This window comes from Cytobacillus sp. IB215665, from assembly GCF_033963835.1.
In the GTDB taxonomy this organism is placed as follows: domain Bacteria; phylum Bacillota; class Bacilli; order Bacillales; family SM2101; genus Nanhaiella.
On sequence record NZ_JAXBME010000011.1, the window covers coordinates 170,942 to 190,514 of the forward strand.

17 protein-coding genes are annotated in these 19,573 nt (G+C 33.0%); 6 read left to right on the plus strand and 11 right to left on the minus strand.

The features are described 5' to 3' along the window. Positions 1 to 186: 186 nt before the first annotated feature. The 6 genes from SLH52_RS14330 to hmpA all read right to left on the minus strand — a co-directional run bounded on the left by SLH52_RS14330 (position 187) and on the right by hmpA (position 7,105). On the minus strand, positions 187 to 2,793 hold the full coding sequence (locus SLH52_RS14330; RefSeq protein ID WP_320209962.1) for an FtsX-like permease family protein: 2,607 nt from the start codon (positions 2,791 to 2,793) through the stop codon (positions 187 to 189). After that, entirely contained in the window at positions 2,790 to 3,473 is a 684-nt protein-coding gene (locus tag SLH52_RS14335) for an ABC transporter ATP-binding protein (RefSeq protein WP_320209963.1), read from the minus strand. Before SLH52_RS14335 ends, SLH52_RS14330 begins: the two co-directional genes overlap by 4 nt. A gap of 95 nt (positions 3,474 to 3,568) precedes the next feature. Further along, on the minus strand, positions 3,569 to 4,570 hold the full coding sequence (locus SLH52_RS14340; protein ID WP_320209983.1) for a HAMP domain-containing sensor histidine kinase: 1,002 nt from the start codon (positions 4,568 to 4,570) through the stop codon (positions 3,569 to 3,571). Position 4,571: 1 nt separating this feature from the next. Beyond that, positions 4,572 to 5,255: a response regulator transcription factor gene (locus SLH52_RS14345; RefSeq protein ID WP_320209964.1), complete on the minus strand. Its 684-nt coding sequence runs from the start codon at positions 5,253 to 5,255 to the stop codon at positions 4,572 to 4,574. Positions 5,256 to 5,732: 477 nt separating this feature from the next. Continuing rightward, positions 5,733 to 5,885: a hypothetical protein gene (locus SLH52_RS14350; protein WP_320209965.1), complete on the minus strand. Its 153-nt coding sequence runs from the start codon at positions 5,883 to 5,885 to the stop codon at positions 5,733 to 5,735. Continuing rightward, a complete protein-coding gene (gene hmpA, locus SLH52_RS14355; RefSeq protein WP_320209966.1) occupies positions 5,885 to 7,105 on the minus strand; it encodes an NO-inducible flavohemoprotein in 1,221 nt (406 codons plus the stop codon). Before hmpA ends, SLH52_RS14350 begins: the two co-directional genes overlap by 1 nt. Before the next feature lie 362 nt (positions 7,106 to 7,467). Here hmpA and SLH52_RS14360 point away from each other — a divergent pair, with 362 nt between their 5' ends. From SLH52_RS14360 to SLH52_RS14380, 5 genes are all read left to right on the plus strand, one after another. After that, complete coding sequence (locus tag SLH52_RS14360; RefSeq protein WP_320209967.1) at positions 7,468 to 8,553, plus strand: tyrosine-type recombinase/integrase; 1,086 nt, start codon at positions 7,468 to 7,470, stop codon at positions 8,551 to 8,553. A 391-nt stretch (positions 8,554 to 8,944) separates the two neighbouring features. Beyond that, positions 8,945 to 10,024: a GerAB/ArcD/ProY family transporter gene (locus tag SLH52_RS14365; RefSeq protein WP_320209968.1), complete on the plus strand. Its 1,080-nt coding sequence runs from the start codon at positions 8,945 to 8,947 to the stop codon at positions 10,022 to 10,024. Between the two features lie 444 nt (positions 10,025 to 10,468). After that, positions 10,469 to 12,259, plus strand: a complete 1,791-nt coding sequence (locus SLH52_RS14370; RefSeq protein ID WP_320209969.1) for a dihydroorotate dehydrogenase — start codon at positions 10,469 to 10,471, stop codon at positions 12,257 to 12,259. 192 nt (positions 12,260 to 12,451) lie between these two features. After that, positions 12,452 to 13,105 carry an MtnX-like HAD-IB family phosphatase gene (locus SLH52_RS14375; protein ID WP_320209970.1) on the plus strand — a complete coding sequence of 218 codons (654 nt, stop codon included), beginning with the start codon at positions 12,452 to 12,454 and terminating at the stop codon, positions 13,103 to 13,105. Further along, on the plus strand, positions 13,102 to 14,157 hold the full coding sequence (locus SLH52_RS14380) for an iron-containing alcohol dehydrogenase family protein (RefSeq protein WP_320209971.1): 1,056 nt from the start codon (positions 13,102 to 13,104) through the stop codon (positions 14,155 to 14,157). Before SLH52_RS14375 ends, SLH52_RS14380 begins: the two co-directional genes overlap by 4 nt. A gap of 196 nt (positions 14,158 to 14,353) precedes the next feature. On the opposite strand, the gene SLH52_RS14385 is transcribed toward SLH52_RS14380, so the two are convergent. The 3 genes from SLH52_RS14385 to SLH52_RS14395 are packed head-to-tail and all read right to left on the minus strand — an operon-like array spanning position 14,354 to position 16,117. Further along, on the minus strand, positions 14,354 to 15,244 hold the full coding sequence (locus tag SLH52_RS14385; protein WP_320209972.1) for a DUF4097 family beta strand repeat-containing protein: 891 nt from the start codon (positions 15,242 to 15,244) through the stop codon (positions 14,354 to 14,356). Further along, the gene (locus tag SLH52_RS14390) at positions 15,241 to 15,801 is read right to left on the minus strand and encodes an HAAS signaling domain-containing protein (RefSeq protein ID WP_320209973.1); all 561 of its coding nucleotides are present in this window, start codon (positions 15,799 to 15,801) and stop codon (positions 15,241 to 15,243) included. Before SLH52_RS14390 ends, SLH52_RS14385 begins: the two co-directional genes overlap by 4 nt. Beyond that, positions 15,794 to 16,117 (minus strand): PadR family transcriptional regulator, encoded by a 324-nt coding sequence (locus SLH52_RS14395; protein WP_320209974.1) that lies wholly within the window; start codon positions 16,115 to 16,117, stop codon positions 15,794 to 15,796. The genes SLH52_RS14390 and SLH52_RS14395 overlap by 8 nt, the downstream gene beginning before the upstream one ends. Before the next feature lie 1,074 nt (positions 16,118 to 17,191). Between SLH52_RS14395 and SLH52_RS14400 the strand changes: the two genes are divergently transcribed. Continuing rightward, positions 17,192 to 17,401, plus strand: a complete 210-nt coding sequence (locus tag SLH52_RS14400; RefSeq protein WP_320209975.1) for a hypothetical protein — start codon at positions 17,192 to 17,194, stop codon at positions 17,399 to 17,401. Positions 17,402 to 17,600: 199 nt separating this feature from the next. Here the strand turns inward: SLH52_RS14400 and SLH52_RS14405 are convergent, their stop codons facing one another. Both SLH52_RS14405 and SLH52_RS14410 read right to left on the minus strand, forming a co-directional pair. After that, entirely contained in the window at positions 17,601 to 18,827 is a 1,227-nt protein-coding gene (locus tag SLH52_RS14405; RefSeq protein ID WP_320209976.1) for an NADH:flavin oxidoreductase/NADH oxidase family protein, read from the minus strand. A 98-nt stretch (positions 18,828 to 18,925) separates the two neighbouring features. After that, the gene (locus tag SLH52_RS14410; RefSeq protein WP_320209977.1) at positions 18,926 to 19,147 is read right to left on the minus strand and encodes a hypothetical protein; all 222 of its coding nucleotides are present in this window, start codon (positions 19,145 to 19,147) and stop codon (positions 18,926 to 18,928) included. Positions 19,148 to 19,573 lie beyond the last annotated feature (426 nt).

Here is a 19,573-nt window from a genome sequence, read left to right on the forward strand (position 1 = left end):
CATAAATTTGCTACGTGTGCTAATCAAATGTTATATCGTATTAGTTTTGTATGACATTCATTAATATGACCCTACCCACATTTGAAACCGTTATTAAAAACACCTACGTATGTTTTCAATGATAATTTTCGATCTATATAACAAAGTAGTCTAAGGAAGATGATTTCCCAAGACTACCTTCACAACCTATATATTTTCCATTTTTAATGCATCAATAATGTTTTCTTTTTTTACTTTAGCACTGGAATACAGCATTGCTCCAACTACTATTAAAAATATAGCAATAATAACAAACATCATATCCATCCAAGGTATCGTAAAATCAAGTTTGCTTGTATTCATCATGGCCCGATGAATGGCATAAATGATTACTATACTAATTGGTAAGCCATATAACAAGGACTTTATCCCGTAAAAGATACTTTCATAATTTATCATTTTGTTAAACTCTTTAGAGGTCATACCAATTGATTTTAGCATTGCAAACTCTCTTTTGCGTAAAGCAATACTAGTAGAAATCGTATTAAATATATTTGCAACTGATATCACTGTTATGAGTATTGTAAATCCATAGGAAAATGCTTTAATTAATAACATCAGCTGTTTGTTTTGCTTTTGTTCTACATGAGAACTATAAATAGAGAAATTGGCATCATTTAGCTCTTCGATTTCAGTGTATGTTGTCATTGGATCGGAAGATGTTAAGTACAGATCCGTAAAAAAATCTTGAACATAACTACTAGGAAACAGTTGTTCCACTAAGCTTTCTGGCATGACGATTTCAAATTCAAGGAAATCTATCGTAATATCTCCCATTGGATATTGGTCAGTGACGGCTGCTATTTGCACAGAATTTATAAATGTTTCTCCTGCTTGTTTACCTGTTCCAAAAACTTTGTCAATTAAACCTATTTTCATATCAGGTTGTACATAAATAGATTTTTCTTCAATTACTTGTTGAGTCTTTTCATCTAGGTGTTTAAATGTATCTATCAATATCACTTTAAGCTGATCAGAATTCTTCAACTTTTCGGGATCTACATTAATTGATTTAGCATATTCAATAAAGCTATCTTCATCTAGTACATTTAAGTCTACTCTATAGAGGATTTTTCCACCTTCTTTTTTATTTGTTGGACCAATCCATTTTTCTGAATCATCAGGTACGATATTATCATCAATCCATGAGTATAGATGCATTGTCTTTACAATACTAGCACTCGTCACATTATCTAGCGTAGATAGAGACTTTAACATTGTTGTATCTTCATTTATATTTGTTACTTGAATATCATAATTAACGTTCCTTTGTGATAGTTCTATCGATTTTTGTAAATTATCGGTAAAAAAAGAAACCGTTATAAAAAGGATAATACTCACCACAAAAGAAAAGATCGTTATGTCGTATCTTTTTTTATTTCTTTTTACATTTTTCAAACCGATTTCAGCTTGAATTCCAAACAAATTCCGAACAATTTTTGATGTCTTAATTTCTTTACCTGTTAGCTTGACATCTTGAGTTTGGCGTATGGCATCAATAGCTGAAACTTTTGAAGCTTTCCGAGCTGGTAAATAACATGATATGAAGATTGTAATTAGTGAAACACCAATTGCAACCAACATTGACACTGGCGTAACGGTTAGCGTTAATAGTTTCTCACCTATATTTAAAGATTGTTGTATATATGTGTTAATAATTGAGAGCGTAATAATTACACCTATTACCCCTGTAATCATACCTATCGGAATGCTAATGAAGCCGACAATTGCTGCCTCGAACAAAACAGAATTACGTTTTTGAATCTTTGTTGCACCAACACTGCTTAACATTCCTAAATATCGAGCACGTTCAGCAATACTTATCGTAAAGGCATTATAAATTAAGGCTACCGAGCCAACTACAATAACCGTTATAATAATGATTTCTGAAGCAAAGATTGTCATTCTTAAGTTTCCTTTGCCTGTCACTCCATAATAATTCAACAAGTGAGTATTGTATTGGATCTTATCAGCTTTGATATTATTTTTTATAGCTAAAGAACTTGAGGTATCATATAAAGATTGACTGACTTTATTTAGAACGATATATGCATCAACTTCTTTGTTTGTTATAAGTGATTTCTCATCTAAATAGCTTATAATCATATATCCAGGTGTAGATAATGTTGTATCCCACGACGGACTTTCAATCTCCCCAACAATTGTATAAGTTTTTAATTGTGTATTTTTTAATGTTTCAATGTTAACTCCATCTGTCCTTTGTAATGGTACCATTTGGTCTAGTGGTTCTTCACCACTCTCATCAATTACAAATCGTTCTCCAACTTCTATTGTAAAATGATCACCAATTTCATATTTTCCACCACTATTTGTTACGAGATCTTTAGAAATAACGACTTCATTATCTGCTTTCGGAAATCTTCCAGCAAGTAATTGAAACGGAAATTGGTTATATGCCTGCTCATTGTATTCTTTTACAAATAAATAAGGCTTACTCCTGTTTTGTTCTCCTTCTAAAAGAGCAGCCCCAACATCATTAGCAAGTGACATTGCCTTTATATTTTCATCCTGTTTAATACTTTCAATCTGATCTTTATTAACATCATTGTAGACAACATGCCACTCCCCAGTTTGTTCCATCGCATTTTCTTGCAGGGCACTTATAAATGATGTCGTAAGCGTCGCTGCAGCCGTCACCATTGCAACAGAAATAACGATCCCAATAATGGTTACGATCGTACGCTTTTTATTTTTCTTCAAATGCCTGAGGGTTAGTTTGTTAATAATATTCATGGACGAATTACCTCGTTTTTGACAACTCTTCCATCTTCAATAGATATAATTCGATCTGCTTGCAAAGCAATTTTTTCATCATGTGTAATGACGATCAATGTTTGGTTATATTTTTTATTAAACAATTTTAATAAATTTATTACTTCATTGCTGTTCTTGCTATCCAAGTTACCTGTCGGCTCATCCGCCAACATAATGCTTGGATTACTAATTAATGCTCTTCCGATCGATATTCGTTGCTGTTGTCCACCTGAAAGTTGATTAGGTAAATAACCTAAGCGGTTATTTAGTCCTATCGTCGTAACTATCTCATAAAGTAGCTTGTTATCTACTTTATGTCCATCAAGTAATAATGGCAACGTAATATTTTCTTCAACGGTTAATATCGGTATTAAATTGTAAAATTGATAAATTAAGCCTATTTGTCTTCGTCGAAAAACAGCTAATTGAGTCTCGTTTAGCTGGTAAATATCGGTGTTATCGACTAGTACTTTCCCGCTTGAAGGTCTGTCGACACCTCCAAGCATATGGAGCAGTGTTGACTTCCCAGATCCAGACGGTCCAATAATTGCAACAAATTCACCTTTATTAATTGAAAAAGAAACATGGTCAAGTGCTTTAACTGCCGTGTCACCTTTACCGTATATTTTAGACAGATTATCTATTTTTAAAATTTCCAATGGTAGAACCTCCAAGAAGTCGACGTACTTTTAATATAACTGTCTAAAATGACTATGCAATGACTCTAAAATGACAATTTAGTCACCTACTGATATTATATAACTTGTTTATAAAACTTAATCAGAAAGCGTGTCCCTTCTCCTACTTTACTCTGAACTTCGATATCACCGTTTTGACTAGTAATTATACTGTAAGCTATGGCTAGACCAATACCTATACTATCGGTATTCGCATTTTTTCCTTTATAAAACCGTTTAAAAATATAAGGTATATCTTCCTTTGGAATCCCTTTACCATTGTCAGCAATGATAAGTTCAGTAAACAGCGTATTTTCTGAAAAAGAAATGGTGATTGCACCACCGTCAGGAGTGTGTTCCACACAATTTTTTAATATATTTATAATTGCTTCGGCTGTCCAGTTAAGATCACCAATAAAAGAGGTTGTACCTTCACCATTAATTGATAATTGTTGTTCTTTAATATCCACCGGAATCAAAACAGGATCTAATGATTTTTGGATTAGCTTTTTCACGTTTATTCTATCTTTTTTGAATTGAACCGTCCCTGCATCGATTTTAGATATCTTTAATAATGAGGAAACAAGCCATTCAATACGCTCAATTTGAATACGTAGATTATGAGTGAATTCATTTCTTTTTGCTGTTGGTAGCTCATTATCACTTAACAAATCTGTCATTACCATCATTGAGGTGAGTGGGGTTTTAAGCTGGTGGGAAATATCTGAAATTGCATCAGTTAGCTTGCTTTTATCTTGTTGCAATAGAGATTTATGCTCCGATAGCATCGATGTTACCTTATAAATATTGTTCTTTAGTATACTTAACTCACCTTCTTCATTATCACGGACGTCAAGAGTGTAATCACCTGAGCTAATTCGGCGTAAATAATGAGAGAGCGTTTCTATTTCTTGGTATCTCCTGCGTGTAAAAATGAGGTTGCTAGCAACTAACAATACTGAACATATGAAAATAAGTACCATTGCACGAATTGATAACAAAGCTGCAAGGGTCGTTGCACAAAGACTAATCAAACACATGATAAATAAAAACAATTGTATCTCTTTATGACGTAACAAACTACTCACCAACCCTATACCCTAACCCACGAATAGTTTTAATAATCGTCGGTTTTTGGGGATGATCCTCTAGCTTTTCACGTAGCCTCTTAATATAAACGGTTAGAGTGTTATCATTTACAAAATCCCCAGCAACATCCCAAATCTGTTCCAATAGCTGATTTCTTGAAAGAACTTGACCGATATGGTTAGCGAAGATAAGTAAGAGACGATATTCTAAAGCTGTCAAGGCAATTTCCACCCCATTTTTATACACTTTTCCCTCATTTGTATTAATTTGAACCTTTTCTATTGTAATGACAGATTTTGTCTGTGTCTGCTTTTCGTATCTTCGTAAAACTGATCTGATCCTTGAAAGAAGCTCACGAATACGAAATGGCTTAGTTATATAATCATCTGCCCCCATATCTAGACCCATTACTACATTAACTTCATCATCAACCGCAGTTAAAAAGATCACAGGAACATCAGCTTGTTTTTTTACGATACGGCATAAATCATACCCGCTGCCATCAGGCAGAGATAAATCAAACAAACATAACGCTAATTCGTCTAATTGATTTGTGACCACCTTTTTCGCACATGCAACATCATGACAAAGAATTGTAGCATAGTTTTCTTCTTGCAAAGAATATTCAAGTCCTGAGGCAATTGTTTTATCATCTTCTACAATCAATATTTTCATCTCATATTCATCCCATCTTTGTATTTCTTACACCTAATTAAGTTCTAACCGTGGATTAAATAACCTAAACTTATTTTAGTTTTTAAAGATATACCTTATGTAAACGAACTCGCCGTTGTAGTAGATTATGGATTTTAGCGAATTAATTGTTGTTTTCAGAATCAAGTAGTAGAAACGTACACAACTAAGGACCGTAGCATTTTCTCATTAAAGAACGACGTTAAATGTATTAACCCCCTTTTACTATGCTAATTTGGTGACCATATTAACATAGTTTCCGAAAAAAGCCGTATATATATCCATCACACCAAATTAGCTTACTAAGGATTATTAAACTATAGTTCGCCAAACCAGTAGTTTAAACAAACTACATATCTCTGCTATAACTATGTGCTATTTTTTTATACGAGGCTTTGTAGCATTTGATTGTTGTTTTTGGAGCTGAAAATAACGATCTTGAAAACAATGGAATCTATCTTACACACCTGGTCTCGCTACTGTGCTTCCATAACAAAATAACCACCTGCTAAGTAGGCGGTTATTTTTGTTATTTTTATTAATATCGGCGGCTATGATCATGAGGAGTAAACCATTCAACTTACCTCTCAAAGCTTCTTCTAGTTGAAACATTATCCTTCCAAATCACTCGCAGGGCCGAAGAATTCATAATGAATTTTATCCTGTGGTACACCTATTTCTTTTAGTAACTGATACACTGTTTTCATAAATGGAAGAGGACCACAGAAATAAAAATCAGCGTTTGTGTTATGAACTATTTGTTGTAACCAATCTAGTGTAATGAAACCTTCATGATCAAAGGCATTATTAGTTATATCATCTACCGTTGGAGCATTGTAGCTATAATACGCTGAAATATGTTCATTTTTTGTCGTAACAGCACTTACCTCATCTTTCATCGCATGAACATTTCCGTTAATAGCTGCATGGATAAAAGTAACTTTACGTTCAGGTTGAGTATCCGCGATCGTATTAAGCATACTTACCATTGGTGTAATTCCTACCCCTCCACTTAATAAGACAACATCACTTTGTTGGTCAGTATTAAGTACGAAATCACCAGCTGGGGCACTAAGACTTAATATATCTCCTTCTTGTACGACATCATGAAGATAATTAGAAATTTTACCGTCAGGAATGTCGCCCTGCCCAGTTTCTCTTTTAACACTTATACGGTAATACCCTTTATTTGGAGCATCTGATAAACTATACTGGCGAATATGAGTGTATTCTTCACCTTCAATACTACATTTTACGCTAATGTATTGACCTGGTATAAAACTAGAAATAGCTTGTTTATCTTCTGGTTTTAAATAGAAAGATGTGATAACATCACTTTCCTTAACTTTTCTATCTACAATAAACTTCCTAAAATCTTTCCAACCACCATGGCTTTGTTCAGCTTCTTGATACATATCTGCTTCAACTGAAATAAACGCATCTGCAATCACACCGTATGCTGTTTCCCATGCATTCATTATTTCGTCAGTCGCAGCATCACCTAACACATCTTTAATAGCTAATAACAAATGCTTTCCTACAATCGGATATTGTTCCGCTGTAATTCCTAAACTTCGATGTTTATGGCCAATTTGCTTCACCACAGGAATAATGGCTTCTAAATTATCAATATATTTTGCCGCATTATATACTGCACTAGCTAATGCTTTTTGTTGTCTACCTTGTTTTTGGTTAGCGTGATTAAAAATATTCAATAATTCAGGATGATTGCCAAACATTAATTCATAAAATCTAGTTGTAATAGCTTCACCATGCTCTTCAAGTACTGGAACTGTTGATTTAATAATTTCGATTGTTTTTTGATCTAGCATCTTCTATCTCTCCTAGTCAAGTTGTTATTATCGTTTACAATGTAATTATAGTAAAAACTAAGACGTCTCCTTGTGATTTGAATCACATATAATTTGTCTAATTTGTGACAATGCTTTTCCTTCGAAAAAAACGACCTTTCAGATTTGGATATAAGATTACTAAAAACCAATTATAATACTATACGTCTAAAGCGAGCGAAAACCTCTTACAGCTAAAATATACCCTTTTTAATGGAATTTATGTATTTGAAACGTAAAGTATGGACGTTTGAATATTCTTTCTATATAATAGTTCCATGAAACATATATTTCACAGAACTATATATTCGAATATTAAGACTCATAGTTAAGGGTGAACGATTATGTCAATCTTTCATAAAATTAATCAATCAGATGAACTACAAACTTTAGCAATTAACAATGACTATAGTGATGTCGAAAAAAACTATCACTATTTTTCTAACATGCCTCAATTTATACAGGCATATTTAATAAGTAGAATTTCTTTAAACTATTCAACAAATACCATTCAACGCTACATTTACGACTTTAAGTTTTTCTTCGAGTACGTGATCGAAAAAGCGAGTATTGAGCTTAATATGAATGACATTACGTTGGATGATTTTATAGCTTTGGAGCCCTCAGGCGTTAGAAATTACGTTCGTTATCTTGCGATTGAAAAAAAAAATAATCCAAAAACAATTAATAGAAAATTATCAGCGTTAAAATCTGTCTTCTCTTATTTGCAGCAACAAGATGTAATTATAAGTAACCCAATTGAAGGGATCGAAAGACCTAAAGTAGGACGTTCTGAGCCGGTATTCTTAACAAAACAGGAATGTAGTGAATTATTAACATTTATCAATAACGAAGATAATTATAAATCAAACAGAGAGAAATCTTATCAACAGTTATTTAAATATAGAGACATTACAATCATTCACTTAATGATGATGACAGGACTACGGATTTCAGAATTATGTAGCTTACAAGTACATAGTATTTCATGGCATCGGAAGGAAATTACAGTCATCGGTAAAGGTAGTAAACAAAGAAGTGTCCCCTTATCAGACGACACACTTAACAATATACAATTGTATCTACATAAGCTTGATGAAGACATTCGTCCCAAAAAACCAAATGATCCACTCTTTGTCGGTTATGATTTTAAATGGAAAAAACTAAAACTCGGAATTTCAGTTAGTGCAGTACAAAAGATGATCAATCGGCATCTAATTAGAGCAAAGGAACACCTGCCATTTTTGACATACAAACATATTACTGCACATAAACTCCGACATAGTTTTGCAACAGAGCTAGCTCAGCAAGGGGTTGATGTATTAACGATTCAAAATTTATTAGGACATGAATCTGTGGCAACAACTCAAATTTATGCACATATCCAAAGCGAAACGAAGAAAAAAGCAATCGCTCTACTTAATGAATGATAGATCATTTGCCTAATTATTGATGTACAATGCTTTTGCTAAATTACACAAATAAAAAGATATATATGATTGCAATGGTTTTGTTTAATAGGAGGTGAGCTGCCTCAACCTTCTCGAACGAAAAACTTCACAGCATCCCATAGGCACTATATTGATGAGCATTACACACACGTTATACAATCACTCAATAGAATCATTAAAAATTTAAGTTGATTATTAATCATAATCATACAAATAAAAAGGACTATATAAGTCAGAAAAGACACTTATATTAGTCCTTTTATTAGTTGCTTTCATAATCTTTGTATAAAAATACATATCTTCTACCTCTTAAGTTAATACTATACATAAATAATAAATATTTCCTGTTACAAAACATAGGAGAACAATCATGCAAGAAAAACTTTTTCCTTATCAAGTTGCAATCCTTATCTACATGACCCAAATTAGTGTAGGTATTTTTAGTTTACCTCGTGTTACAGCAGAAGCTTTTGGAACGAATGGCTGGATCGGAATAAGTATAGTATCAATGATTTTCATTGTGAATATTTTATTAATAGGGCTTGTATTTCATTATAGTAAAGGTAAATCGATCTTCCAGATTTTTAATAGTCATTTACCAAATTTCTTAGTAAAGCCATTTTATATTATTATTGCATTAATTTATAGTTCACTTAGCATTTTAATAGCTAAAAACTTTCAATTAATAATAGGTATGCAATATTATCCGACAATGCCAGCATCATTATTTGTAATTATGGTTTTATTTATCACCTACTGGCTCGTTAGGAGTGGTATATACCATATTGCAAAAGCTACGGTTGTTTTTTTTATAACAATTTTAATTGTTTTCGTATTGGGATACAATCTAGGAGAATTTAGACTAACAAGATTGACACCCTTTCTTTTTGAAGGAGAGAAAGAATTATTAAAAAAAGGTAATCAAGTTGCATTGCATTTCTTGGGTATTGAAATGTCATTATTTTTAATACCCTATTTCGCAAAAATAAAAGGAGCTTTTAAGCCAGTTTTATTTTCCCAATTATTACTTACTTTCATCTATTCTATAACGTGTCTGATTTCATTTGGTTTCTTTAGCTATGGACAATTATCAAATGAAACGTATCCGTTATTAACGATGTTTGAGTATATTGAGTTTCCTTTTATAGCGCGAGTTGAAGGGATTGTTATCCATTTATTTTTATTTGAAGTACTCATTACGATTATTGTATTTTTTTGGGGAGCCGACCAATTACTCCAACATGCAATACCTAAAATTTCTCCAAGGGTTTCGATCATATGCTTATTGCTCGTTTCTTTTTTATGCACAATTGTAGTAGATACACAAGTTGAATTAGAAAAGTGGATTTATTTTCTTCGTTCGGCTGAATTCATTATCGCATTCTTACTCCCAATTTTGCTTCTATTATTAATTAGCATTTCAGCATTACGAAAAAAACTTAAAAAATAGTCTAACATGTTATTGTGCAGTTACGTTTGCTATTAAGAAATAATAACACGACAACTTATATTTGTTTACATAATATTTTTATAGTATACCTTTATGATAACATAGATTATTTATGGATATTTGGTTATCAATTGTCCCAAATTACTACCAATAAAGCGGTTTTATATGTTAGTCATCGTTGTTCAGTTGAAAAGATCTCAAGAACGGAGCATGTGTGCGTGATTATACTAAAAACGACTAGCAACAATTTATAAGAAAAAAATAGACGTTTCTTTTCTTATCTATATTCATAAAATAATTGATTAAATATTTTAAATTCGTTGTTTACATAATAATTTTATAATATACAATCTCATTTCTTTTCTGTTAACTTCATTCTATGGAACACTTTCCCCTATTGAGGTGGTAAAATTAAATAAGGAACATAAATTGGGGGTTGAAGTGATGCCAGATTGGTCTTATCATCAAATATTTAAACCTGTAATAAAACACCTGTCGTCCACCACCTCTCGTGAGTTTATTCATAAAAGTATGAACATGGTTGCTTCACTCCCAGGTGGACACCATATTATAAACTTTTTGGGAAGAGAAGAATCCTCACCCCTACTTACGACAGAAGTTAGCAATATTCACTTCAATCACACTGTTGGCTTATCTGGAAAAATAGACCCTATGCTTTCTGGGACAAAAGCCTTTTCCAACTTGGGGTTTAGCTTTCTTGAGATTGGGCCTATCACGATAGCCTCAAAGAAAGGAACTCCCCCAGTAGTAAACTTTCAGGAAGAGGATATTACATTTTCTAATGACTTCGAATCCATTGGACTTGAGGCAACAAAACGAAAATTACATAAACTAAAGCCACAACAGAAACTATTAATGCGTTTAGTTGGAAATGAACAAGAACTTAACACGTTGATGTCAGAATTAGATGAGCTAGCTGATGTTTTTATCATTCAAGCAGACATGGCGATCAATGAGAACATTTTCTCTACGACTAAACCCATTTACGTCGCAACACCAATTCAATCTCTCAATGATCACACGCTCGACTTCTTTGAGACTTTCGATGGTATTGTATTAGATGAGGATTGGTTAACTACAAATATTACAGACGATCTGATAAAAAAAATAGGATACTTGAAAACAAGTGAGTTCACAAAACCTATTATTACGGTTGGAGGGGTTAAAGAGCCTAATGACGCCTTATTGCTTTTAGAAGCTGGTGCAGATTTAATCATGCTATCTAATGGTTATGTTTTCGCAGGTCCAGGCTTAACGAAGCGGATAAATGAAGCTGTATTAACAACTAGACAAGAAAAAATAACACCCGAATTAGGTTGGAAATATTATTGGTTGTTCGGTTTATTTATTTTCATAGGTGGTATAATCGCTCTTATTATTAGCTTGACGTCTGTTCTGTTGCCATATGATGAACAGTTCTTACGAATGAACAAGGAATCAATTTGGATTTTTAATGAACGAATTCTGTTATTTATGTCTCACGACCGAATGACGCTTGCTGGAACAATGATTTCAGGTGGCATTGTTTATATGAATTTAGCTTCATACGGTGTTAAAAAGGGGTTGCTATGGGCAAAACAAGCGATTGATCTAGCAGCTATAACAGGATTTCTCGGCATCTTTTTATTTATAGGGTATGGTTATTTTGATTGGCTTCATCTGCTGTTTTGGCTACTACTTTTACCCTTTTACGTGTTAGGATTTTTAAAAACGAAAGGACTTACTAATACCCCTACTTCTACGAATACAAAAAACCATAAAATATGGAAGCAAAGTTTATTTGGCCAACTTGCTTTTGTAATGTTAGGATTTTCATTTGTACTTGGGGGAGTTATTATTTCTTATATTGGTGTTACATCGGTATTTGTAGCGACAGATTTATTGTATATTTGCATGCCACCTGAAGTTATTCAAATGTTTAATGAGCGGTTAACCCCTGTAATCGCCCACGATCGTGCTGGTTTTGGCAGTGCTTTATTTAGTGTCGGGTTGTTAGTGTTAACGGTATCTTTATGGGGATTTCAACAAGGTAACAAATGGGTATGGTGGACTTTGTTCATTGGTGGCATCCCAGCTTTTATAACTGGGATTTCAATACATATAGCGATCGGCTATACGACTTTTATACACCTGTTACCAGCGTATATAGTATTAATCTTATTTTTTATTGGTCTAATATGGAGCTATCGATTTTTTCAAAAACGAACAGATTAAACCGGATAGTAAACTACAATAATATTAGTAGTTTACTATATTTTTTCTGAGAAATCCAAACGCTTCATTATCCAAGCATGAATTATGTTATGATGATATATCATAGCAAATCATAGAGAATACTATAGTGAAGCCAATAATTTATTCATTCGAAAACAACAAAAAAGACATGAACAAATGGGGGTAATAATAATGAAAAAATGGGCATTTGTTTCCGATTTCGATGGTACAATTTCGAAAAAAGACTTTTATTATATCGTCATCGAAAAATATTTTACACATGGTGAAGAGCTACGGAAGCAATGGAAGGCTGGAGATATAAAGGATATTGATTTCTTATCAACAGTATTTACATCCATCCATCAAGAAGAACAACAAATCATTGATGATATTCTTGCTATTCCGATTGATGAATACGTACCTACATTCATCGAACATGTTCAACAAAACGGTGGTGATTTTTATATTTTAAGTGCAGGAACTGACTATTACATAAAACATATTTTACAGAAATATCATGTATCTGACGTAGAAGTGCTTTCTAATAAAGGATTTTATCAAGATAGAAATGTGCATTTAAATATTGAACCAGAACATAGACATTACTCTGAACGGTACGGTATTGATAAAGCAAAAGTAATTCAAGAGTTAAAAGAACAATATGACCTTGTGTTTTTCGCAGGAGATAGTGAACCGGATTCCCATCCTGCTGCACACGCAGATATCACTTTTGCAAAGAATGGCCTACAGGATTTATTAAGTGAAAAGAAATTATCATATGTTGCTGTAGAAGCATTTACAGAAATTGAACAGTATTTGGTGAATAAAGGAATGATATCTCAATGATCAATCCTGTGACTTCTATACCTATCCCAGCTATTTTGGAAATACGGCAAGGGGCTTCGCTACATCTAGAACAAATTTTACAGAAGCATGGTTTTACAAATGGGGTTATTCTTTTCGATGATTTTACTTACCATACATATAAAGATACCATTCAACAATCGATTACAACGTTGAAGTTAGATATGAAACTGTTAACAAGTAATTTGCATATACAAGCACTTATCAAAACTGCCTTTGAGATGGAACGTTATGAAGTCGTTTTGGCAATGGGCGGTGGAACAATCATTGATTATGGAAAATATATTGCTTTTTCTAGAAGAGTACCATTTATAAGTATACCTACCTCAGCGTCCAATGATGGATTTGCAAGCAGTAATTGTTCTATCGAGGTTAATGGCAAGAAAACAACGGTACCCGCAAAAGTCCCTTATGGTATTATTGCTGATTTGCAAATTATAGAACAAGTGCCTAAGCGATTCATTTTAGCAGGTATCGGTGACTTAATGTCAAATATCACTGCATTGTATGATTGGGAATTTGAAGAAAACCATGGGGTGAGTTCTGTTAGCGCTTTTGCATCAATGCTTAGTAAAAAAGCTGTAAATAGCTTTATACGGACCCCGATGAATGAAATAAGTAACCCCATTTTTTTAAAGGAATTAATTAGTTCCTTGACTATGGGTGGAATTTCAACAGCGATAAGTGGCAATAGTTCTCCTATTAGTGGTTCAGAACATCTTATATCTCATGCACTTGATAAAATATCCACTGAACCACAAATGCATGGGATTCAAGTAGGCCTCGCTACATATATTATGGCTAATGTACAATGTCATCGTGCAGAACGAATGATGAAAGTATTTACTAGAACTGGCTTTTTTGAATATATAAAAACCTTACACTTACATAAAGATGAATACCGACAAGCCATTGAAATCGCTCCAACAATTAAACCGAATCGATATACATATTTGCATGATGAAGAGTATCGGCAGCAAGCCTTGCAATTTCTAGAGGTAGACCCTATGTTGCAACAAATTTTTGGGTGCTAAAGGGGTATGACCCCCACTGCGTTATAGTGGTGGAGGTCATACATTACTACGAAATTGATCAACTAAAAGTGTTTACAGCTCAAATCCTTTAGTTTATAGATTAATTTTCTGCATTTATGTGTCAAATCTTTTAGTTTATCGGTCAATTCAGATTGTTTATCGGTCGACGGACAAAATTAAACGAATATCATAAGAACTACCGGAGTGTGAAATCACCAGAAGAAATATCAACAATTAATTCATGATCCCCAGATCCAATCGTGCCAATTATCCGATCATCAGATTTTTCGTCATAGCTCACACCATCTAGCTCAACTATTCCATCACCTGAACTACTTCTAAAATTAATGTATAGAGATGACGGGGACTTTACAAATTTAATATCTACATCACCACTTGAAGCATCTGCGGTAATGTTACCAGAAGATTGATCATTAAATATAGAAATATCTCCAGATGCATTATGTGCTTTAACATCACCTATCACATTAGTTAAAATCATATCACCAGATGATGCCTTAAATGATGAATGAACAGCTTGCTGATCATCTACTGTAATATCTCCAGATGCAGTTGTTACAAAGATTCGATCAGCTTCTATGCCACCTATTTCAATATCTCCCGATGCTGCTGATACATTAAATTGAGAAGCCTTTATTTGTTCAGCTTCAATATCACCTGACGCTGTGTGTACTGTAACTGATTCATATAACTTTGTAGGCAAAAATACTGATACAGTAGTATCCACTATAGATATACCAATATGAAAATAAGTATCTGGATTTTTAAACTTTACCTTCAGCAAATCATCTTTTTCTTCTACTTCTAATTGAAATTTATCTTTCAGCTTTTCACTTACTTTACCATTCACCTCAATAGTAAAGCGATCATCGTCAGAAGGTAAAACTTCTATATCAGTTGATGTAAAATCTATTTCAATTTTTTCTATCTCTTCATTCTGAACTACTTTTTTATCATGTAATGTTACCGTATTAAATGATAGGCCTCCTGTTGTATTAACTGAAACAACTGTTCCAACAATTCCTATAAGAAATACTACTAGTAACCCAAGTAACAGTTTTTTCATACTGTCTGACCTCCTTTTATAATATGAATGTTAAATTTAATGTAGCGGAGAATAATATTATATAGATACTTTCCGACCTTTATCATACCTATCCCCATTAATAAACCTAAGCTACATAACGTGATTGCCACAAAGAAGTTAACAGCTAAACTCCCTACTGCACCATTAAATAGTAACGATACTATGAGTAAAACTGGCGAAAGTGTTAGCGCAATAGCAACTCCACATAACGCAATATATACACCTAATAAACCTAATACAGGACCCAATACAAATACAATATTAATAAAACTAAGACTTGTTGTAGCAAAAATTGCGTTCATCATATTTGAAACTGACTTATCTTTTTCGGCTAGCTCAACACGGTAGACTGTCAAAAGATCACGCGCAATCTGTTCTGGGTCACCGAGTTCATTTATCAACTCCTCTTCACTCTTTCCATTATCTAGCCCTACTTCAAAATGCTCTATATAGTCATATAACATTTCTTTTCGTTCATGTTCTGGTACACGCCTTAACAATCGCTCAAGCTTAGTTAAAAATTCTTGTTTACTCATGATTTAATCCCTCCTCTATAAATAAATTGACCGCCTTCGAAAATTGCTGCCATTCTTCAACTAGAATAGTCATATAGTCGCTTCCTTTAGTTGTTAATGAATAATACTTTCTTGGTGGTCCTTCCGTCGATTCTGCTAAATAAGTTGAAACATATTCGTCCTTCGTTAGCCTTCTAAGTAATGGGTATAAAGTTCCCTCTGCCATTTGAATTTTATTCGATATATTTTGAGCAAGTTCATAGCCATATTGATCTTTTTTTGATATTAAAAGTAAGACGCATAATTCTAAGACCCCTTTTTTAAATTGTACATTCACTATATGCACCTCCTATTTTGCTTTCCTTCAAGTTATTGCAAATTTACTACCTATATTTTCTAATATTTACCACAACTTAATGATAATATACAGTATTGAATAATGCAAGGTACTAAACAAAGTTTTACCGCCCATATTTCATATATACAAACTGTGCATAGAAAATATGCAATAAAACAACATAGACTCTTTCTAAATTTAATTCTAACTTTATGATGACCATAAATCTTTTTTTACTTTTGTTGCTATTGCACTCATTTTTTAAAATGAGCAAAAATCGCCAAGAATACTTCATTTATACGCAATTATTCCGTACGAAAAATAGTGAACAGTATAATTTCATAATAAAGAAAAAAAGAAGACGGTAAGTATGACAACACCATACAGTCTTCCATATTATGTACTAATTACATTTGTTCACTTTTAAATCTTCATTTCTTTGATAAGCTTTTTATTCAACATCATACAATAGTCTACAATTAATGAGCAAAATTACAATAACGAGTTCATTTCTTTCTTGTTTTAAGAAACATGGACATTACGGTTAATAGTACAGCAACAGACAGTAATATATCCGTTACGATTTGAAAAAAGGTACTACTTTCCATACCTAAACGAATGATTATGTAAAGAATTACGAAAATAAAAAAGATTAATATCCCAAATGCTCTTAGTATTTTCATGTTGTGTTAAGGTGTATATGAACCACCTTCAAACCCCCTGTTGTAAGAATAAATGTTAAAGACTTATTAACCATTATAGTACATATGGTTTGTGGTTTCTAAGTCACATGGTAGTTTTCTCACCCCCAAACTAATGTTAATTCCATTATTCTTAGGTTTCTAAAAAGTTTGGAATCCCTTTTCCATCAATTTAATCATTATTGGGTCTTTTGTTGATTCCCCTCTTCATAAATATTTTAATACAATAGCAACACAGTAAACGAAAAAGAATAATGAAATAAAAAACACTTTTCTCTAAGAAAAAAACTAATATATAGTTAGAGTAAAGTATTGAGCTCTTCTCTATTTTACTCTATAATAAAGAACAAATATTCTTAAAGGAGTGATTATTTTGGCACAATCTAAAGCAAAAAAGATTCGGCTGAAAGCAATAAGAGAAGGAAGAAGGAACCCTGAAGAAAACAGGAGCCCCTTTGTATTTGCTGATATGAGAACACGGAAAACGAAAACGAAGAAAGACTTAGTTTATAAGCACAAGCATAAGAACCAGTCTCCAGATAAAAATAGAGATGGTTCTTTTTATTTGTTGTTTTCGTATTAATACATATAAATAAGCTGTCATCGTTATAAGTGTTAATTTCGTAATAACAGCTAAACACGAAAGAGCTAACATATTTGAACATCTTTTCTTTTTTAAATACTATACAAACTGTAAGTGAGAAAAAGCACTATAGTATAGGACAAAAATTTTTAAAGAACGCTGAAATTTAAGAACATTAACAACAAAGTTAAAGAAACTGTTATTTTATTCTTTGTTGTTGTATAGCTTCCTTGCCATTTTTCAACACCGCCTGAAGTAGTGAAAGCCAGACGGGATGACTATGTTTAACCTTCTTCCCTTGCCCTAACCTCTTCATTTGCTGTGAATACCATATCATTTCAAAGGGTGCTTTATTATCAATGCTTCTCACCCCGATTTTCTTTTGAGATAAGACGACTTCTTGAAGACTTTTGTTTGCAATTAAATGTGGAAGGTCTGGATAAATTGCTAGTGGACGAGCAATTCCAATAAAATCTGTTGCATTAGATTGTATTGCATTTTCCATTCCAATTGTTGACCGGAATCCACCTGTAACACATAATGGCATATGTACTGTTTTTCTAAGCTTTTCAGCAAAATCAAGAAAATACGCTTCTCTAACTTTTGTACTCTCCTTCACACTTCTACCTGTCATTTGAGGATTTTCATATGAACCTCCTGAAATCTCTAATAAATCTACTCCTTCTTTTTCTAACTGTTTAGCGACATATATCGCTTCTTCCTCAGTAAAACCTGCTTTCATAAAATCAGCAGAGTTCATCTTCACACTTATCGGAAACGATCCAGTTTGATTTCGTATTTCTCTATATATTTCTATCAAAAATTTCATTCTACCATTAATGTCTCCTCCCCATTCATCATTACGTTGATTATGTCTTGGAGATAGAAATTGACTAATAAGATATCCGTGTGCTCCGTGAATTTGCACACCAGTAAACCCTGCTTTTTTTGCGAGTTTAGCACTGTTACCAAACCTTCGAATTAAATCATAAATCTCCGAGCTTGTAATTTCTCTAGGGTGTGGAAAAAACCTACTTAAACTTTCATGCAAAGGTATCGCGGATGGAGCAACTGTTTCTTTTACAATACCTTTTGGAGCTTGTTTGCCAGGATGATTCAATTGCATCCATAAGTGTGTATCATTTATTGTTCCTTTTTCTGCCCATTTTTCTAAAAAAGGTAATATACTTTCATCTTCAACAACGACATTTCTCGGTTCACCTAATGCCTTTTTATCCACCATGACATTACCAGTCACAACTATTCCCGTACCACCACGCGCCCACGTTTCATATAAACGATAAATTGCTTCAGTAGGTTGATGATGCTTATTTGCAAGAGCCTCACTCATTGCACCTTTGAAAAATCGATTTTTAATTTTAATACCATTGTTTAACGTAAATTCTTTGAAAATAACTGAATCCACTTATTTCACTCCTTTGGTTTCTATATGTTATGTAAATAATATTCAATAACTTATAAACCGTTATAATCAGGTGGAGAATGTTTTCCACCTGATTATTTCTATTGTATAAACGGTGTAGCAGAGAATAACCCTTTGTATCTAATCGCTCTTGATTTATGAAAATAAACTAGCTCAGCATATCTATAGTAAGAACTAGAATTACTTGCAAAAGCCATCATCTGACGTGTGTAATGCTCTGCTAGTGCGGCATGTTGCATAAAAAGTTGCTGATAATTAGCGATATCCTGAGCTTGTGTAGTGCCCATTTGCTGATACTGCATATATCGTGCAAACCTCCTTTTTGTTACATGCTAATATGTTATGTAAGGGCAGTTTGTCACGTCAAAATAAAAGTTAATCATACAATATCACAAGCTAAACTACAGTAAGTTTACGAAGTAACAAGTTTTTTTCTGCTGTGTATCTAATCGTAATATAGATGTAACAAAAAGTGCAATCAAAAAAATTGTCAATAGTTTTATCCATGTAATATTATTCTTTTATGGATTTATATGGTATTTCAACATATGCATGTAAACCTTTATACTTGTCGCTCAGCCTTTACCTCTCAATGTTTTATCAGTTTTTTAACTATTCTTTCATTTATATTGGGAATTGGAACCAGAAATATGACAAAAAACAGATGTTATAGTGGATATGTAAGATAAACAACGAGGAGGAATAACAATATGAAAAAAACATTCTTA